The following is a 19,227-nucleotide window of genomic DNA, read 5'->3' on the forward strand; positions in this document are numbered from 1 at the left end:
ATTAGCAATTGCTAACTAATTAACTATCAATCTAAAAAACCTAAAAAAATGGCTGCAAAAGCTTACAGATTATTAGTACTATTTCTAGTATTTTATGGTACTTGTTACCCTCAAATGCAAACAGTACGTATTAATTGCGAAACTCCAAATGGGTATGTTAGACAACTTCTGTTAGGATTTACTGATGATAATACAGCTACTGATGGTGTTGACTATGGATATGATGGACCTTGTGTAGATAATTTCCCTGATGATTTAAATTGGATTATTGAAGATAATAGATATGTCATTCAAGGTGTAGGTGCTTTTGATAATACTAAACAATACCCTTTAGGTATATTTTTACAGAACTCTGGCTCAATAAATATTTCTTTACTCAGTATTGAAAATTTCAACAATCCAATAAATTTGTTTATCTATGATGCCATCCTAGATTCTTATACACAAATAAACAATCAAGACTATTCTACTACTTTAAATAATGGAAATTATCTAGATAGATTTTACTTAACTTTTTATAATCCAAACGAAAACCTTGGATTAAATAATGTACAAGAATTAGATTTAATTATTAAATACATCAAAAGTTCAAGAGAAATAATAATTAATTCCAACAATAATTATCTTATTAATAATATAAAGCTATTTGATTTGCTAGGTAAGGAATTACTTAGTGAAAATTTAAATACTTCAAATAAAATTAGAATCCCTAGTAACACTATTAACAGCAAAAGTGTAATCATTCACATTAATACTGACTATGGTCAAACTAGAAAAGTATTGATAATACATTAAATCATAATTTTTGACCTCAAGAAGAGCTCAAAATAAGATTCACATTCCTAAAAGAACACATTAATTGGTTTTATTTCATTAATAAAACTCATATTAAATTCTTACAATTCACTTACACACCAAATAACAACTAATCAAATAATTAGACTTTATGTAATTTAAAAAAACATAAAATCTAACAAAGGAACTTACAAATACATATTTTTTGTAGGTTAAAAGCTACTAAAAAACACTTCAAATCAACAATGTAACCACCTAAAAAACAACAATATACAAATCAAAAGTGTATTTCATCGATTTTTTTTGCATTTCATGGAGTTTGAATATATATTTGCTTCATAATTGAAAAACAATCAATTAGTCCCTAAATTTAAAATTAACCTATTATGAAAAATTCCGCAATTTTTTTCAGGTCAAGTATCCTTGCTATTGGATTACTTTTTACAACACTTATTTATTCACAAACACCAGATTTTAATGTTCAGCATATTCGTGCTGATGTTGGTAATTCAGGTACAACTATAGCATTACCTACAGCAGTAAATGCCAATAACGCTGTAGCTATCGCTAACAATAACAGAAAAGTACATGCTGGTTCAGCCTCATCTACAGGAAATGCTGAAGGAGATGATTTAGCAGGTGCAAGAAAATTGAATGTTGCTGGTACCAGTCTAGAATACTATAGAGAAAGTGGTTCTTCTAGTAATAATATGAGATTTGAAACTTCAGTATGGGAATATGTAGGTCCAGCTGCTGGAGCAAATGAAATGATTGTTAGAGGAAGATATGCTATACCTCTTAACGGTACAACTAATAGTGTTACACAAGCAATCTCTGGTGTTTCAAACGCAGCAGATTGTATTCCATTTATTACTGGTATTATGAATAATGCCACAGCTGATGATGCTGATTCTGGAACAGCTGTTGCTTACTTAGAGAATGCAACAACTATGAGAATTGAAAAAGGCTCTAATGGAAATAACGTTACAGTATATATAACTCTGGTAGAATTTACTGGTAGTAATTGGACAGTTTTACATGGAGACTCGGGAAATGTTTCTGCAGATACTGGGTCAATCACCTTAAGAAATGGAGCTGATGGAACAGGGACAGCCACAGACGTAAGTGCATGGTCTGAAGCAATAATATTTAGTCATCATAGAGGTGATAATACTGCTAGTGGTACTAATGATGCCATTGCTGATAACTGGCCAGCTATGGATCCTGGTTCTAATAATCAAACAGTTGATTGGACTTTTGATCCAAACCATGATTCTAGCGGTACTAACAGACAATTTGTACATGTATTAACAAATTCTAATCTTAACGTAACAAGATATCAAAATTCAAGTAGCGCAGCTAATGAAACTACAATTAATATAACAAGTGCAGGATTATCAAACACAACTGAAGCTCTAATTGTTGGCTCATCTAGTTCTAGCGGCTCAGGTATAGCTTATGGTAGAGGTTGGAGAAATTACTATTTTAACTCTTCAACTGAAGCTGCACATTGGGCACACAGAAGTGGTAACACTTTTTCTCATGAAATTCAAATTGTTGATCTTAGCGGTTTAACAACTACAGCTTCAGGACCAGAAATAAACTTAGTTGGTAATTCAAACTCTATTGCTGATGGAGATACAACACCTTCAGCTACTGATGATACAGATTTTGGAAGTTTAGATATTACAAGTGGAACTAACGCTAACATATTTACAATACAAAATACCGGAACTTCTGCCTTAACAGTTGGTACAGTTACTATAAGTGGTACTAATGCTGCTGATTTTACAGTTACATCTACGCCTGCTGCTTCAGTTGCAACTTCTGGCAGTACAACTTTTGAAATCACTTTTGACCCAAGTGGAACTGGTTTAAGAACTGCTTCAGTTAGTATTGCTAATGATGACTCTGATGAAGCACCATATAATTTCGACATACAAGGTACAGGAACAACTCACGAAATAAACATACAAGGAAATGCTGTTTCAATTGTTGATGGTGATACTACACCAGATGTTTCAGACGATACAAACTTTGGAAGTGTTAGTGTACCAAGTGGAACTAATGTAAACACATTTACAATTCAAAACACAGGAACAGGAACCTTAACTATTGGTACAATTACAATTTCTGGAGCGCATGCTAGTGATTTCACAGTAACTGCAACTCCATCAGCTTCTGTAGGCGCATCTGGAAGTACTACTTTCGATATTACTTTTGATCCAAGTGCTGCAGGTACAAGAACCGCTTCAGTAAGTATAGTTAATGGAGATAGTGATGAGAACCCTTATAATTTTGACATACAAGGCACAGGAACAGTTCCTAGTTACTGTAGTGTAACCGGAACAACTTCATATAATACTGGAATCACAAGAGTACAGTTTAACACAATAGATAATGCAGACGGCTCTCCTAAAGATAATGGTTATGAAGATTTCACAGGTATTTCTACAACTGTAACTCAAGGATCAGATTACAATTTAACAGTAAATATTGATACAGATGGTTCATATAGAGCAGATACATTTGTTTGGATAGATTGGAACCAAGATTATGATTTTGATGACGCAGGAGAAACATACGATTTAGGTGATGATACTGGACTAAGTGATGCAGCTACTGCTTCTTCTCCTTTTTCTATAACAGTACCTGGTGGTGCTACTCTAGGAACTACTAGAATGAGAGTTGCAACAAAATATAATACAGATCCAACAGATAGTTGTGAAACAGGATATGATGGTGAAATTGAGGATTACTCTATTATTATTGCCGCAGCCTCTCCATTCCAAGAAATGGTGGTTAATGGTAATGGTACCGAAATTGTTGATGGTGATACTACACCTTCTGCTCTAGACGACACAGATTTCGGAAACCAAGATGTTACTAGTGGAACATCTACACATACATTTACTATTCAAAACTTAGGAGGAACAAATGACCTTAATTTAACCGATCCTTCTCCATATGTAGTAATTTCAGGAGCACATGCAGGTGATTTTACATTAACAGCTAACCCTTCTACGCCTATTGTAGCTGGTGGTAGTACTACATTTAATATAACTTTTAACCCAAGTGCACTTGGATTAAGAACAGCTTCAGTATCTATAGCTAATGACGATAGTGATGAAAACCCATACAACTTCAACATACAAGGTAACGGTGTTGATGCCTGTGGTGGTTACGTAACAGTTTTTCCATATACAGAAGATTTTGAATCTGGAGTAGGAATGTGGAATCAAGACACTGGTGATAATTTTGATTGGACATGGCAAACAGGAACAACTCCTACAAGCTCTACTGGTCCAACTATAGCTCACGAAGGATCTTATTATATGTTTACAGAAGCTAATTCTAATAATACAAATACTGCAAACTTTGAAAGTCCTTGTTTTGATTTAACCGGAGTTGAAAATCCTCGTTTTACATTCTTCCTACATATGTACGGAGCAGATACAGGAACTTTAAATGTTGATATAAGTACAGATAGTGGCTCAACTTACCCTACAAACTTATGGACATATACTGGAGAAATTCAAGGAAACACTAATTCTTCTTGGACTCCTATAAGTGTAGACTTAAGTGCATACATTGGACAAACTGTAAAAATTAGAATTCAAGGAATTGTAGGTAGTGGTGACACTAGTGACATGGCTATTGATTATGTATCTGTTACTACAAAATCTGAGCCTACTGTAGCCCCTGGTGGTGTAACTACAGACTTAGCGTTATGGTTAAAAGGAAACGATGGGTTAAGCCTTGCGGATGGGGCAAGTGTTTCATCTTGGGCAGATCAAGGTCGTGGTAGTGACGCAAGAATACAAACAACAGGTCAAGAACCTACATATAGAGATAACGTAACTAAGAATGTTAACTTTAACCCTGTAGTTGAGTTTGATAATACTTATAGTTCATTTACACTAGATGGTGATTTTAGACATGACGATACTAGTACTCAATTTATAACTGGTGATTATGGATACTATACTCAAGATGTATTTATAGTATTAATTCCAGATGATACGCCTATTACTAACTCATTTGGGTTTATGGATGTTTTCTGTAGTGATGCTCACTTAGACACAAATGCCGCAGATGCTACAGGAATTGGCTTTGGAGATTATACAGGAAGGGTTACTGATGAAATTATTTGTTATGCTCACGATTCTTATACAACAGGAGAATCTGGTGATGGATATGCTGTAGCAGAAATTGGAACAGGTTCTAGTTACGATAATGCTGGAATAATTAATACAAGAAATAACTCTGCTAACACACAACAAGAATTATTTTACAATGCCAACGATATTGAAACTAATCAAAATGATTTAGCCGAATACATGAATACTGAAGATTCGCGTTGGTGGATTGGACGTAGTGAAGGTTGGGAAGCTACATTAAACGCAAGAGTTGCTGAAGTAATTACATATAAATCTCGTCAAGTAGACACAGATTTAACACAAGCAAGAAACAGAATTCAATCATATCTTGCTATAAAGTATGGCATAACTTTAGGAGTACAAGGAACTTCTCAAGATTATGTAGATTCAAGCGGTTCAGTAATTTGGGATCAGTCTGATAACTCTGGATACAATTATGATATTGCTGGAATTGGACGTGATGATGCTTCAGAATTAAACCAAAAGCAATCAAAAAGTATTAATAATGGTGTGGATGGTATTGGTGAAACCGAAGGTATCTTAACTATTGGGTTAACCGATATTTACGATACTAACAATTTAAACATCGCTAACAACACAAACACATTAAACGATAGAGAATACTTAGTATGGGGAAATAATGGTGCTGACTTAGATTTAGCTGCATCAATGATTTCTGTAAATATGAGTGCAGGAATAACTCCTTCGCTTAATACAGATGTGACATTTACAGGAATGCAGCGTGTATGGAAAGTAGTAGAAAATGGTGGTGATATAGGAAGCGTAAAAATTTCTATTCCACAAAATGCTATTAGAAACATTACACCTCCAGGTGATTATTTAATGTTCATTTCTAATACAGGAATTTTTGACCCTACAGCAGATTATAGAATTATGACTTCTGATGGTAGCGGAAACTTAGAAACTGAGTATGATTTTGATGGTACAAAGTTCATCACATTTGGATACGCACCACAAGTAGAAGTTGTTCGTTCAGTTTATTTTGATGGTGTTGTAGATTATGTTGACATGGAAGATAAAGATGATTTAGATTTAAATACTACTGAATTTACTATGTCTGCATGGATAAAGAGAGATACTGGTACAACAAATGCTTCTATTATCTCTAAAAGAGATGCTGCTTTTACTGAAGGATATGACTTAAGAATTGATAATACTGGTCACCTTGTAATGACTTGGAATGGTGGTGCAGTATCATTAACATCTTCAGTTGCTATACCAGAAAATGAATGGCATCAAGTAGCGGTGATTTATGACACAACAGATAGAGCAACACTGTATATTGACGGTGTAGCTGACACTACAGCAACTTCATTAGCTAGTCCAATAGCTACATCTAGGTCTTTCCTTATTGCAGCTGCTGATGGTTACGACCCAAATACTACAGATTTCTTTGCTGGAAATATTGATGAAGTTAGAGTTTGGAAAAAAGCATTAACTGTAGATCAATTAAGATACATAATGAACCAAGAAATTGAAGATGCTTCAAACTTTGTAAACGGAACTATAGTGCCTCAAACAATTACAAAAAATGAAGTTTCATCAATTGATTGGGCCGATTTATCTGCCTATTACCCTATGTCTATTTACACCTACACAAATACCAACGACGCTTCAGGTAATGGAAATACAGGAGCTTTAAGAAACTTAGATACTGTAGACAGACAAACTGCTCCTCTACCTTATGTTTCTCAAGCAGATGGTTCTTGGGATGCAGGAGCAACTTGGCTAAATAATAGTGTACAAACTTTACCTAATGCATTATCAATTATAGACAACGTAACTCCAATTGATTGGAATATAGTACAAACAAGTAACGACATTTACCTTGGAGCAAGTGCAACTGCAACCGACCAAAGATCTAGAAGTTGTTCTGTATTAGCATTATTTAATAATAGTGGAGATATTCAAGTAAACGGTCAAACACAAAAAACTCCAGTTGCCATCAATACAGGTATTGGATTAACTGTAACTCATTACTTAAAATTAGACGGAACTATTGATTTAGAAGGTGAATCTCAATTAGTACAAACTTTAGATAGCGATTTAGACCCAACAAGTGCTGGAACTTTAGAAAGAGATCAACAAGGTACAGCTGATACTTTTACTTATAACTACTGGTCAGCTCCAGTTGGTGTAAGTAATAATACAACAAACAACAATAATTATACTTTACCAGATGTAATGAGAGATGGTACTCAAAACATTAACTTCATTACTTCTGGCTATAATGGTAGTAATACTAATCCTATTGGAATAGCTGATTACTGGGTTTGGAAATTCAACAATCATCCTGATGATAATTATGCTTCATGGCAACATGTACGTAGCACAGGAACATTGTTACCTGGAGAAGGATTTACTATGAAAGGTCCTGGAACTGGAGCAATAGCAGATGATCAAAACTATGTTTTTATTGGTAAACCATATAACGGTAGTATTACTTTACCTTTAAACAGTGGTAACGACTATTTGGTTGGTAACCCTTATGCTTCTGCTATAGATGCACACCAATTTATTAATGACAATGGCCCTTTAATCGATGGAGATACGCCTTTAATTACTGGAACATTATACTTTTGGGAACACTGGGGAGGAGGATCACATGTATTATTAGAATACCAAGGTGGATATGCAAAATACAACCTATCAGGAGGAACACCTTCTGCATCTCAAGGTACTAACGATCCTGATGTAGCAACTGGCGGAACTCCTACAAAAACTCCAGGAAGATATATTCCTGTTAATCAAGGTTTCTTTGTAGTAGGAGAAACAACTGGAACTATTAACTTTAATAATGGTCAACGTGTTTTCCAAAGAGAAGGAGGCGCAGGATCAACATTTATGAGAACTAATAGCGAAGGAACTGAAGGTGAAGACCCTGAAGGTGATATTAGAATGAAACTTAGGTTTGGAATTAATTCTATAAACACTATTCACAGACAATTATTAGTAACAGTAGATCCTAATGCCACTGAAAGTATAGATTGGGGCTATGATGGAAAACTTAATGAAGCACAAATAGACGATATGTTCTGGTTAATTGAAGGCGGTAAATACATCATTCAAGGAACAAATATTGTAGATGCTGATACTGTTTTACCTATTGGAATAAAAACATCAGATGATGGTATAAATAGCATTACAATTGATGCATTAGAAAATGTACCAACTGATTTAGAAATATATGTTCGTGATAATACATTAGATATTTATCATGACTTAAGAGCAAGTAACTATGAAGTTTATCTTGCTTCAGGAGAATACTTAGACAGATTTGAAATTGTATTTAGTACAGAAGATTCACTTGGTGTTTCGGACAACGAATTAAGTGGACTAGATGTACATTTCTCTAATGCGATTGAGAGCATTGTGGTTATCAATCCAACATTTAAAGAAATCAAGTCTATTGAATTATTGAATATATTGGGACAATCAATAATTACTTTAGACGAGGTAGATAGTTCAAGTCGTTTTGAATACGAAGTGAAAAATCTGAGTACTGGAACTTATGTTATTAAACTTAACACAAGTTATGGTACATTATCTAAGAAAGTTTTAGTTGAATAATTATGCGGAAATTTATCACTAAAATTAAAAGCTCCAACTAACGTTGGAGCTTTTGCTTTTATATAATAAAAAATATAAACTAAAACTTGTCAATCAACTCATCTAGAGATAAGTTAAACTGCTCACCAGAATTCATATTTTTAAGCTTATAAATGTTATCGTTCATTTCTTGCTCACCTACCATAACCACAAAAGGTACTTGGCGCTTGTTAGCATAATTCATTTGCTTTTTCATTTTAGCAGCATCTGGATATAATTCTGCAGCAACATTGTTAGCTCTTAGCTCTTTTATTGCTTTTAAACTATATAACCCTTCAGCTTCACCAAAATTAATAAACAACACATCTATGTTATTAGAAACTGTTTCGGGAAATAAATTCAATTCTTCTAACACTAGATAAATTCTGTCTAAACCAAAACTAATACCAACACCACTCACATCTTTAAGTCCAAAAATCCCAGTAAGGTCATCATAGCGACCTCCTCCTCCAATTGATCCCATTTGCACACCTTCTGGAGCTGACACTTCAAAAATAGCTCCTGTGTAATAGTTTAATCCTCTAGCTAATGTAACATCTAACTGTAAATTGGCTGTTTGTAACTGTAAAGATGAAATAGCCTTATCTATAAATTCTAATTCTTCAATACCTTTTAAACCATCTTCAGATGTACTTAAAATTGATTTTAAAGTTTGTATTTGAGATTCAAAAGTTCCTGTTAAACTAAATAGAGGCTGTAACTTATCAATACCCTCTTGTGGAATTCCTTTGTTAAGCATCTCTTCTTTAACCTTCTCCTCTCCTATTTTATCTAACTTATCTAAAGCTACAGTAAAGTCTATTAGCTTATCGCTAGCTCCAATAACCTCAGCTATACCAGATAATATTTTTCGATTGTTAATTTTAATTGTAACACCATTTAGCTTTAAATCAGTAAATACAGCATCATACAACTGAATGAATTCTACTTCTTGCCATAAAGACTTAGAACCAACAACATCAGCATCACATTGGTAAAATTCTTGAAAACGTCCTTTTTGAGGTCTGTCCGCTCTCCAAACTGGTTGAATTTGATAACGTTTAAATGGAAAATCAATATCATTTTGGTGTTGAACCACATAACGTGCAAAAGGTACTGTTAAATCATAACGCAATGCTTTTTCTGATAAAGAATTAGAAAATCTAGCTAAGTTACCAGACTCTAACGCCTGCAAATCAGCTTTCTTAACTTTATCACCAGAGTTTAAAATTTTAAAAATCAACCTATCTCCTTCTTCACCATATTTACCAAGTAATGTCTCTGATAATTCAAAGCTTGGTGTTTCTATAGGTTGAAAACCAAAACGTTCAAAATTAGACTTTATAGTACTAAAAATATAGTTGCGTTTAGCTACTTGCTCCGGAGAAAAATCTCTCGTTCCTTTTGGTATTCTTGGTTTTTGTGCCATTATAATTCTTTGTTAAACAAATATCTTACTTTTTTAGAAACCTATCCTATTAGTTTATCAAAATACTTAAATAAGTCTCCTTTAGTAATCATAGAACCTTGTTGAATTAACTCAAATTTATTAAGTTGTTTGTCTTCAGAATAATCCTTTTTAGCATTGAATAATTCTACTTCATCACTCATTAAGTTTTCTCTTAACCAAGAAAATCCTTCACGAGTAGTTAAATCAATGTCATTATTTAACTTCAATCCTATTAATTCAATTTGATCTTCTGCTAAATGAAACAAGTACATATGCTGTGGCGAAATATTCTCTAAATATTTTGCTTGTGTTAAAACTCCTTCCCAAACCAAATCACTAAATACATCTAGTTCTTGCTCTGCAACTTCTGGCTTTTCAGTTTTTATTTTCTCCCATTCATCTGCAGTTATCGACTGTGTCGCTAAAAAGTTAATAAACTCTTGGTGTAATTCTTCAAACTGCTCTTTTGATAATCTTGTGTACTTCATAATAGTATATAAAAAATGCGCTCCTTTATTTAGGAGCGCAAATTTACTTATATATATTTTATTTTTCTTAGAAAATATAACGTAATCCAAATTGTGCTTGCCATCTAGAAGCTAAACTTGAATCGTATCCAAAGGTATCAACTAAATCTGGATTAAAAGTATATGTTGGAGTTCCAGAACCATCAACATTCACACCTATTGGTTGTACATTGTTTGGTTGTTGTATTAATCCCCATTCTGAACTTATTAAATTACCAACATTTAACACATCGATACTAAATTGAATAGTATTTGTTTTATTTTCAGATACCTTAAAGTTATAGTCTTGTAAAAATTTAATATCCCAACGACTTCTCCAAGGCGCTAAAGCTGCGTAACGCTCTGCATATTGCCCTCTTCTTCCGTTTAAATAATCGTCTTGCGAAATATAAGCATCAAAAGCCTCTGCTTGTCCAGCTCCAGAGAAATTCATTTGACCAATCTCTGCTGATGTTGGCACATATAATAAATCGTTTAATCCAGAACCATCTCCATTAATATCTCCTCCATAAGTATAGCTAAAACGTCCTCCTCTTGCATACTCAAAGAAAGCAGATAACGTAGTTCCCCATTTATCATTTCCATAAGTCCATTTTTTACTTGCTACACCAATAACCCTGTGTGTATCTCCATATTTAGAGAATCCTAATTGCTCGTTATTTACATTTCCTAAAACTGGATTAAAAGCAAATGCATCACCAGTAATTTCGGCTTCAATTGAGTTTACATCTTTAGAATTTAAGTAACTATAAGCTAAACTAGCATAAAGACCATTATTAAATGTTTTTTGAGCTTTTACAGCTACATTCCAAATTCTACCTTTATCAGAGTTTGTAAACACATATGCATTATTAATTACATCGTCTGCTGTATATATTGGTCTATTATCAACACCTTGTAATGTTCCAGAAGGAGGTAATAATCCCCAATTTTGAACATGTGCTCCATTAATATCTTTTGTATAAGATACGTCTCCTGTTAAAATAAGTCCATTTTCAAATCTATAATCTGTTCCAATATTTGTTCTCCATACTTGTGGGAATTTATAATCTGGATCCACCATTTGATAAAAGAATACATTAGGATTTCCTATTTGGTTTCCTAACCATACAAATGGGAAACGACCAGTAAATAATCCTGAACCACCACGTAATTGAAAGCTATCATCTCCTTTAACATCATAATTAAATCCTACTCTAGGTGATACTAACCAATCATTAGAAGGCATTTGTGTATTATCTAAGAATACAGTTTCTCCATTGTTAGGATTGTAGTACGGAATTGTTGGTACATAACAACATGCATTATCGATAACGTCTTGTGCTTTTTCAGCTGAATCGAAAAATAGTGGTTTATCAAAACGTAATCCGTAAGTTAATTTAAACTTCTCATTAACATTCCACTCATCTTGCATATAAAACGACATTTGGCCTACATTCGTTTCTGCTAATGCCCAAGAATCTGCAGCATTATTGCTATTATAAACGTTTTGAGCATTTGCTAAAGATGCAGCTATAAGTCCATTATCTACAGCATCTAAAAATGCATCAACTGATGGAAAAGCTCCAAAAGCACCTACATAACCATTATCGTTTGCAAATCCATAAGCTCCTAAATTAAAAGAGTTATCAAATTGGAATTTTTCAAAAGCAAGGCCTACAGTAAAAGTATGGTCTCCTTTATAAAAGTTCAAGTTATTTGAGAACTGTAATACTTTTTGGTCTAATCTGTTATTTATTGAAAATGGTTCATGACCTACAATAATGTAATTAGAACCTGCACCATCTTGAATAGAAATTGCTGGCGCTGGAGTTGACATTGGATTTCTAAAATCATCAAAATGAGAATAACCAAATTGTAATTTGTTTGACGCCGATTCTGATAATGTAGAATTAAGTTCTAATTGTACCGACTTTAAATTATTATTTATTTGATAACCCGAGTTTTCAAATTGTAACACTGAAGCACTTGGTCCTCTAAACCCTAAAGCTGTTGGATGCGCTGGCTTATCTTTTGAAGCCTCTAACCAGTTATAAATTATTGCTAAACGGTTATTATCATTAATATTCCAATCTAATTTAATAATACCTTTAGTAGACTCTGTTTCATGAATAAAACCTTCGTAAGCACCTGGATTATATCCTAATCCTAATAAAGCATTTTGAACAGCCATTAAATCTGCTTCATCAACTCTAGACTCATTAATTAATCCAGTTCCTCTATTTGGCAACCATGATTGTCCTAAATCCTCTCTATCATCTTTTTCAAAGTTTGCAAAGAAAAATAATTTGTTTTTAATAATTGGACCTCCAATACTAGCACCAACTTGAGATTGCGATAACTTTGGTACAAATATCTTATCACCTTTCACTTTACTTCCTGTCATGTCTTCATTTCTATAAAAACCATAAACAGTACCATGAAATTCGTTTGTTCCACTTTTTGTTACAGCATTTACAGCTGCTCCAGTAAATCCAGACTGTGTAACATCGTAAGGTGCTGTTGACACTTGAATTTGGTCAATAGCATCTAAAGAAACAGGTTGCGCATCGGTTTGTCCACCTGGAGTTGCAGCATCTAATCCAAACGGATTATTAAAAATGGCTCCATCTAAAGAAAAATTATTAAACTGGTCATTTCTACCTCCAAACGATCCATTACTTGCTGTTGGCTCTAACCTTGTGAAATCTGAAGCAGAACGAGAAATAGTTGGTAATCTAGTAATTTCTCTTCTACCAACATTGGTAGCAGCTCCTGTACGATCACTACCAAAAGTACCTGTTCCACTATTACCTGTAATAACTACAGTATCTAGTTGTTCACTATCAGGATTCATAGTTACATCTAAATTTTCTGTTTTACCTAAGGTTAAAAACACATCATTAAAGGTTTGGTCTTTATAACCTACATAACTAATAGTAATAGTATATGGTCCTCCTACTCTTAAATTTAATAGATTATATCTTCCATCAATATTTGTGGCAGCTCCATACTTTGTCCCTGTAGGTGTATGTATCGCAACTACATTAGCTCCTGGCAATGGTTGCGAGGTTTCGTCTAAAATTAATCCCTTAATGTTTGAGGTTGTAACTTGAGAGAAAGCTAACACGCCAATACATAAAAAGATAAAAGAAAAAATAGTTTTTTTCATAAATACTAGTTTGATTAATAAACATTTAATTAGTTCTCTAAAAATAAGACAAAAAAAAACCGCTTAAAAAGCGGTTTCTTAATGAGTTGAAATAATTATTAACTTTTTGTTAATAATTACAACAGTTATGCTTGAGGTACAACTTCAAAAGCTAAGTCAACAGATACTTCTCTGTGTAATCTTACTACTGCGTTGTATTTCCCTAGACGTTTTACACTTCCACCAGCAACTGTGATGAATTTTTTGTCTATAGAGTGCCCTTCTTTTTCTAAAGCTTCAGATATGTTAATGTTGTTTACAGATCCAAATAATTTGTCTCCTGTTCCAACTTTAGCAGCAATCTTTACTTCTAATGCTTTTAATGCCTCAGCTAATGTATTAGCATCGTCAACAATTTTCTTTTCTTTAAAAGCACGTTGCTTTAAGTTTTCAGCTAAAACTTTCTTTGCAGAAGTAGTTGCTAAAATTGCATGTCCTTGAGGAATTAAAAAGTTTCTACCATAACCGTTCTTAACCGTTACTACATCGTCTTTAAATCCTAGACCTTCGACGTCTTGTTTTAATATAAGTTCCATAGTTATAATAGTTTTATTTCAATAAATCTGCTACGTATGGCATTAAAGCTAAATGTCTAGCTCTTTTTACTGCCACAGATACTTTTCTTTGGTATTTTAATGAAGTTCCAGTTAAACGTCTTGGTAATAATTTACCTTGCTCGTTTACAAACTTTAATAAGAAATCTGGATCTTTATAGTCGATATACTTAATTCCAGACTTTTTGAAACGACAATACTTTTTAGTTTTGTTAGTTTCGATGTTTAACGGAGTTAAATATCTAATCTCTCCGTCTTTCTTTCCTTTTGCTTGTTGTTCAATTGACATAATTACGCTTTTTCTTTAAGTTTAACTCTTCTTCTTTCAGCCCAAGCAATTGCATGCTTATCTAACTTTACAGTTAAATAACGCATAAAACGCTCATCACGTCTAAACTCTAATTCTAATGGAGAGATAGCAGTACCATCTACAGTGTACTCAAATAAGTGGTAAAATCCACTCTTTTTGTTTTGAATTGGGTAAGCTAACTTTTTAAGTCCCCAATCTTCTTTTGATACCATCTTTGCACCTTTAGAAACAAGAAAATCTTCGTATTTCTTTACTGTTTCCTTTATCTGAGTTTCAGATAAAACGGGATTCAAGATGAAAACAGTTTCATAATGATTCATAAAAATCGTTTTTTATTGTTATTAAAAATGGCTGCAAAAATAGTTATTATTAATGGTTTACACAAAAAAATCACATTTATTTTATAGCTCTTAAAAAAGTGTTAAAATTATGTTAACTAAAACACTTTGTCGATGTTTTTTGGTTTTTAACCGAATTTTTTGTACTATTGTCGATATCTTAACCTAAAAACAAGAATGTTATGACTTTAAACTGTGTTGTTGTAGATGACTCCGCAATCCAACGTTTGTCTATAGTCAAGTTAATAGAGAACCACCCTTCTCTTAACCTGATTGCAGAATACAGCAGTGCCCTTGAAACTAAAAATGGTTTAAATACTCATAAAGTAGATTTAATCTTTTTAGATATCGAAATGCCTGTTTTAAATGGATTTGAATTACTAGACGTACTAAATAATAAACCCCAAATTATTTTTGTAACTGGTAAAACAGAATATGCATTTAAAGCTTTTAATTACGATGCTACTGACTATTTACAGAAACCAATTACTAGAGAGCGCTTTAATACTGCAGTCGATAAAGCTTTAGAACAACATAAGCTTACACTTGACTTTAAAGAAACTGATGGCGAACACATCTTTGTAAAAAGTAATTTAAAGAAACGAAAAGTTTATATCAAAGATATTAAATGGATCGAAGCTCTTGGAGATTACGTAAAATTAGTAACAGAGGAAAACAGCCTTGTAGTTTTATCTACAATGAAAGCTTTTGAAGCTGAATTACCTGATGGTAAATTTTTAAGAATTCATAAATCTTATATTGTAAATCTAGATAAGATTGACCGATTTAACAGTAAAAATGTTGAAGTTGGTTCATATGAAATTCCTTTAAGTAGAAACAAAAAGACACAATTAGTAGATGCTTTAAATAATATTTAATGCCTCTTAATAATTATCGACATTTAGAATAACTCTAATAGGACGAAAATCTTTTATACTAGAGAAGCTATTTTTAACTTTAAGAATAGCTTCTTTTGTTTTTCCTAATGACTGCTTTTGAGGAATTTTTATTAAAATATTTTTATGATATTGATTTCTAATTCTAGATACAGGTGGAAATTCTGGCCCTAATACATTTTGCCTAAATAACTGCCTTAATGATTTAGACAACCATTCTGCACCATCATTTACCTTATTATAATCACGATGTTTTAAGGTTATTTTTATAATTCGATAAATTGGAGGATACTTATAGTTATATCGCTCATCCATTTGTTCATTAAACATACCTCTATAATCATTTGTAGAAACCTGTTGTAATATTTTATGATAAGGATTATATGTTTGAATTAGCACCTTTCCTCTTTCATCTGTTCTACCTGCTCTACCAGATACTTGTTGCATTAATTGATAACTACGTTCATGAGCTCTAAAATCTGGAAAGTTTAGCATATTATCGGCATTCATAATACCAACCAACTTTACATTTCTAAAATCTAAACCTTTGGTTAGCATTTGTGTTCCTACAAGTACATCAACTTCTTGATTTTCAAAAGCCGTTATAATTTTGCTATAGGCATGCTTTCCTCTTGTGGTATCTAAATCCATTCTAGCTACCTTAACATCTGGAAATAACTGTTTCACTTCGGCTTCAATTTGCTCTGTTCCAAAACCTTTACTATCTAACTCAACACTTCCACAAGCTTGACATTTGTTTTGCATTGCTATATTATGTCCGCAATAATGACACCTCAACTGACTTCTATATTGATGATAAGTTAAGGTAACATCGCAATTTGGACATTGTGGAGAATGACCACATGTATTACATTCTACAATTGGAGAATAACCTCTCCTATTTTGAAAAAGAATGACTTGCAAGTTATTTTTAAAAGCATCAGTCATCTCTTCAATTAGCCTATCGCTAAAATGACCTTTCATTCGCTTACGTTTATGCTTATCTTTAATATCTACCAATTCAATTTCTGGCATCAATACATCATTATATCTCCTTGTTAATTCAATAAATCCATATTTATTTTCAACAGTAGCATTAAAATAAGTCTCTACACTTGGTGTTGCAGATCCTAAAAGGGTTTTAGCCTTAAATAAGTTTGCTAAAACAATTGCTGTATCTCTTGCATGATAACGTGGTGCTGGATCAAATTGTTTATACGATTGCTCGTGTTCTTCATCAACAATTATTAAACCTAAATCATTAAATGGTAATAACACAGAAGATCTTGCTCCCAAAACCACTTTTGCTTTAGTTGAATTATTTAACACATTATTCCAAACCTCAACGCGTTCGTTTAGTGAATATTTTGAATGGTAAACTGCGATTTGATTTCCAAAATATTGTTTTAATCGATTAACTAGTTGAGACGTTAAAGCTATTTCTGGTACTAAATACAGAGTTTGTTTACCTTGAGCTAAAACCTCTTCTATAAGTTTAACATATATTTCGGTTTTACCAGAGGATGTTACTCCATGAATTAATGCTACATTTTGATTTTTAAAAGACTCCTTAACTTCATTAAAAGCAGTTTCTTGATACTTATTTAATTGCTTAGAAGTTAGTTTTCCATCGTTAGAATAAACAACTCTGTCAGTTTGCAGATAATACTCTTCAAAAATATGTTTATCAATAAGTATTTTTACTTGCGTAGAAGTTGCTTGACTTTTCTCTATTAATTCTGATACTTTAATTGGTTTTTTACTAGATGTAGACATCGAGAAAAAACTCATAATTATTTGCCTTTGCTTGGGAGCTCTACTTAATTTATCTAGTAATTCTTGTAATGCCTTTTCATCATTTTCAAATGTTTCATGAAGCTTTACATAGCGTATTAATTTAGGCTTGTATTTTTCAAAAATCTCTTCTTCAACTGTAATAGCTTTTTTATCTATTAATCGTTTTAAAACAGGAAGGATATTTTTCTTATCCAAAATATTACTCACATCCTGAACTTTTAAACTCGATTGATGATGTAATGCTTCAAACACCAAAAACTCATCATCTTTTAAACTAGTATCTTCAATTTGATGGTTTGTGTCTAGAGATATTATGCTTTCACTTTCTAACAAAAAAGCACTTGGTAAAGCCGCTCTTAACACATCACCTAGAGTGCACATGTAATAATTAGCTATCCATTGCCATAACTTAAGTTGACAAGTATTTACTATTGGCTTTTCATCTAAAATTTGATGAATTGGTTTTGCTTCATAAACCTGAGGTGCTTCTTGATGAATATTAAACACTAAAGCAGTATATATTTTACTTTTCCCAAAAGGTACAGCAACTCTAATTCCAGGTTTTAAAAAATCAAATTCTGCCTCAGTTATACTATAGGTAAATGTTCTTTCTAAAGGAATAGGAAGGATTACATCAATAAAATATGAATCTTTTATTAGTTGCATTTTTTTCTAAGACGTTGTAAAGACGCGTTTAGTTCATATCCTAAAAGAAGAATATTGGCATTTAACCATAAATAAAATAATAAAATTAATAAAGCTCCAATAGAGCCATACAACTCATTGTATTTTGAAAAGTTTTCTATGTATAAACCAAACAGGTAAGAGCTTAAAATAATTAACAGCGTTGTAAAGAGCGCTCCAATTGAAAAGAAACGCGACTTTCTTCCTTCTTTAGTCCCAAAATAATATAAAGTTGCAGTGCCAATATATATCATGGATGTTGCAAATACATATTTAGCTAGATTTAACCAAAATAAACCTGATTGCGAAGTTTCAATATCCTTTCCTATTAAATTTTCATACAATGGTGTCACCACATAAATTTGAGTGTAACCTAAAACTCCAACCGTTAACACTACTAAAAAAGCTAAAATTAAAGATACTCCAAAAGCGTACAAATACTGCTTAAATACATTTCGTGTTAATTGCTTGTGATAGGAATGTTCAAAACCAGAAAATATGGCATTTACACCATTTGCCATTAATAGCATTGACAATAAAAATACGGTTGACAGTAAACTACCATGTTGTCCATCATTAATATTTTCAAAAATATTAGTTTCAAAAAAACCTGAGGTTTGTGGTGGTAAAAACGTATTTAAAAATGCTAAAAATTGTTCTTGAAACCCTTCAATGGGAATGAAAGGAATTATTATAATTACAAATAATAAAAACGGAAAAATTGCTGTAAAAAAACTAAATGCAATAGCACTTGCTCTTGTTGTTAAAGCACCTTCAACAATACCAATGACGTACATTTCTAGAAGATCATAAACAGATAACCCTTCAAAACCAGGAAGCTTGACTCTTTTTAAAAATCTAACTACAAGGTTAACAACAGGAATTTTATCTAATCTATCTTCTATAAATTTGGTCAT

General features: G+C 32.6%; 11 protein-coding genes. 3 read left to right on the plus strand and 8 right to left on the minus strand.

The features are described 5' to 3' along the window. Positions 1-48: 48 nt before the first annotated feature. Positions 49-795: a hypothetical protein gene (locus ACLII3_RS01065; protein WP_412985794.1), complete on the plus strand. Its 747-nt coding sequence runs from the start codon at positions 49-51 to the stop codon at positions 793-795. A gap of 386 nt (positions 796-1,181) precedes the next feature. Then, a complete protein-coding gene (locus ACLII3_RS01070; protein ID WP_412985796.1) occupies positions 1,182-8,546 on the plus strand; it encodes a choice-of-anchor D domain-containing protein in 7,365 nt (2,454 codons plus the stop codon). Positions 8,547-8,625: 79 nt separating this feature from the next. Here the strand turns inward: ACLII3_RS01070 and hisS are convergent, their stop codons facing one another. From hisS to rpsF, 6 genes are all read right to left on the minus strand, one after another. Next, positions 8,626-9,993: a histidine--tRNA ligase gene (hisS, locus tag ACLII3_RS01075; protein ID WP_412985797.1), complete on the minus strand. Its 1,368-nt coding sequence runs from the start codon at positions 9,991-9,993 to the stop codon at positions 8,626-8,628. Positions 9,994-10,034: 41 nt separating this feature from the next. Continuing rightward, the gene (locus ACLII3_RS01080) at positions 10,035-10,502 is read right to left on the minus strand and encodes a DUF6495 family protein (protein ID WP_412985798.1); all 468 of its coding nucleotides are present in this window, start codon (positions 10,500-10,502) and stop codon (positions 10,035-10,037) included. A gap of 67 nt (positions 10,503-10,569) precedes the next feature. Beyond that, positions 10,570-13,692, minus strand: a complete 3,123-nt coding sequence (locus ACLII3_RS01085) for a carboxypeptidase regulatory-like domain-containing protein (RefSeq protein WP_412985799.1) — start codon at positions 13,690-13,692, stop codon at positions 10,570-10,572. Between the two features lie 125 nt (positions 13,693-13,817). After that, positions 13,818-14,267, minus strand: a complete 450-nt coding sequence (gene rplI / locus ACLII3_RS01090) for a 50S ribosomal protein L9 (RefSeq protein WP_412985801.1) — start codon at positions 14,265-14,267, stop codon at positions 13,818-13,820. Between the two features lie 13 nt (positions 14,268-14,280). Further along, positions 14,281-14,574, minus strand: coding sequence for a 30S ribosomal protein S18 (rpsR, locus tag ACLII3_RS01095; RefSeq protein WP_412985803.1), 294 nt, complete (start codon positions 14,572-14,574; stop codon positions 14,281-14,283). A gap of 2 nt (positions 14,575-14,576) precedes the next feature. Beyond that, positions 14,577-14,915 carry a 30S ribosomal protein S6 gene (gene rpsF / locus ACLII3_RS01100; protein WP_412985804.1) on the minus strand — a complete coding sequence of 113 codons (339 nt, stop codon included), beginning with the start codon at positions 14,913-14,915 and terminating at the stop codon, positions 14,577-14,579. A 200-nt stretch (positions 14,916-15,115) separates the two neighbouring features. On the opposite strand from rpsF, the gene ACLII3_RS01105 reads away from it, so the two are divergent. After that, the gene (locus tag ACLII3_RS01105; protein WP_412985806.1) at positions 15,116-15,811 is read left to right on the plus strand and encodes a LytR/AlgR family response regulator transcription factor; all 696 of its coding nucleotides are present in this window, start codon (positions 15,116-15,118) and stop codon (positions 15,809-15,811) included. A 6-nt stretch (positions 15,812-15,817) separates the two neighbouring features. On the opposite strand, the gene priA is transcribed toward ACLII3_RS01105, so the two are convergent. After that, positions 15,818-18,292 (minus strand): primosomal protein N', encoded by a 2,475-nt coding sequence (priA, locus tag ACLII3_RS01110; protein WP_412985807.1) that lies wholly within the window; start codon positions 18,290-18,292, stop codon positions 15,818-15,820. Beyond that, positions 18,283-19,227 (minus strand): YihY/virulence factor BrkB family protein, encoded by a 945-nt coding sequence (locus ACLII3_RS01115; RefSeq protein WP_412985808.1) that lies wholly within the window; start codon positions 19,225-19,227, stop codon positions 18,283-18,285. Before ACLII3_RS01115 ends, priA begins: the two co-directional genes overlap by 10 nt.

It is taken from the genome of Pontimicrobium sp. IMCC45349 (assembly GCF_047219225.1).
In the GTDB taxonomy this organism is placed as follows: Bacteria; Bacteroidota; Bacteroidia; order Flavobacteriales; family Flavobacteriaceae; genus IMCC45349.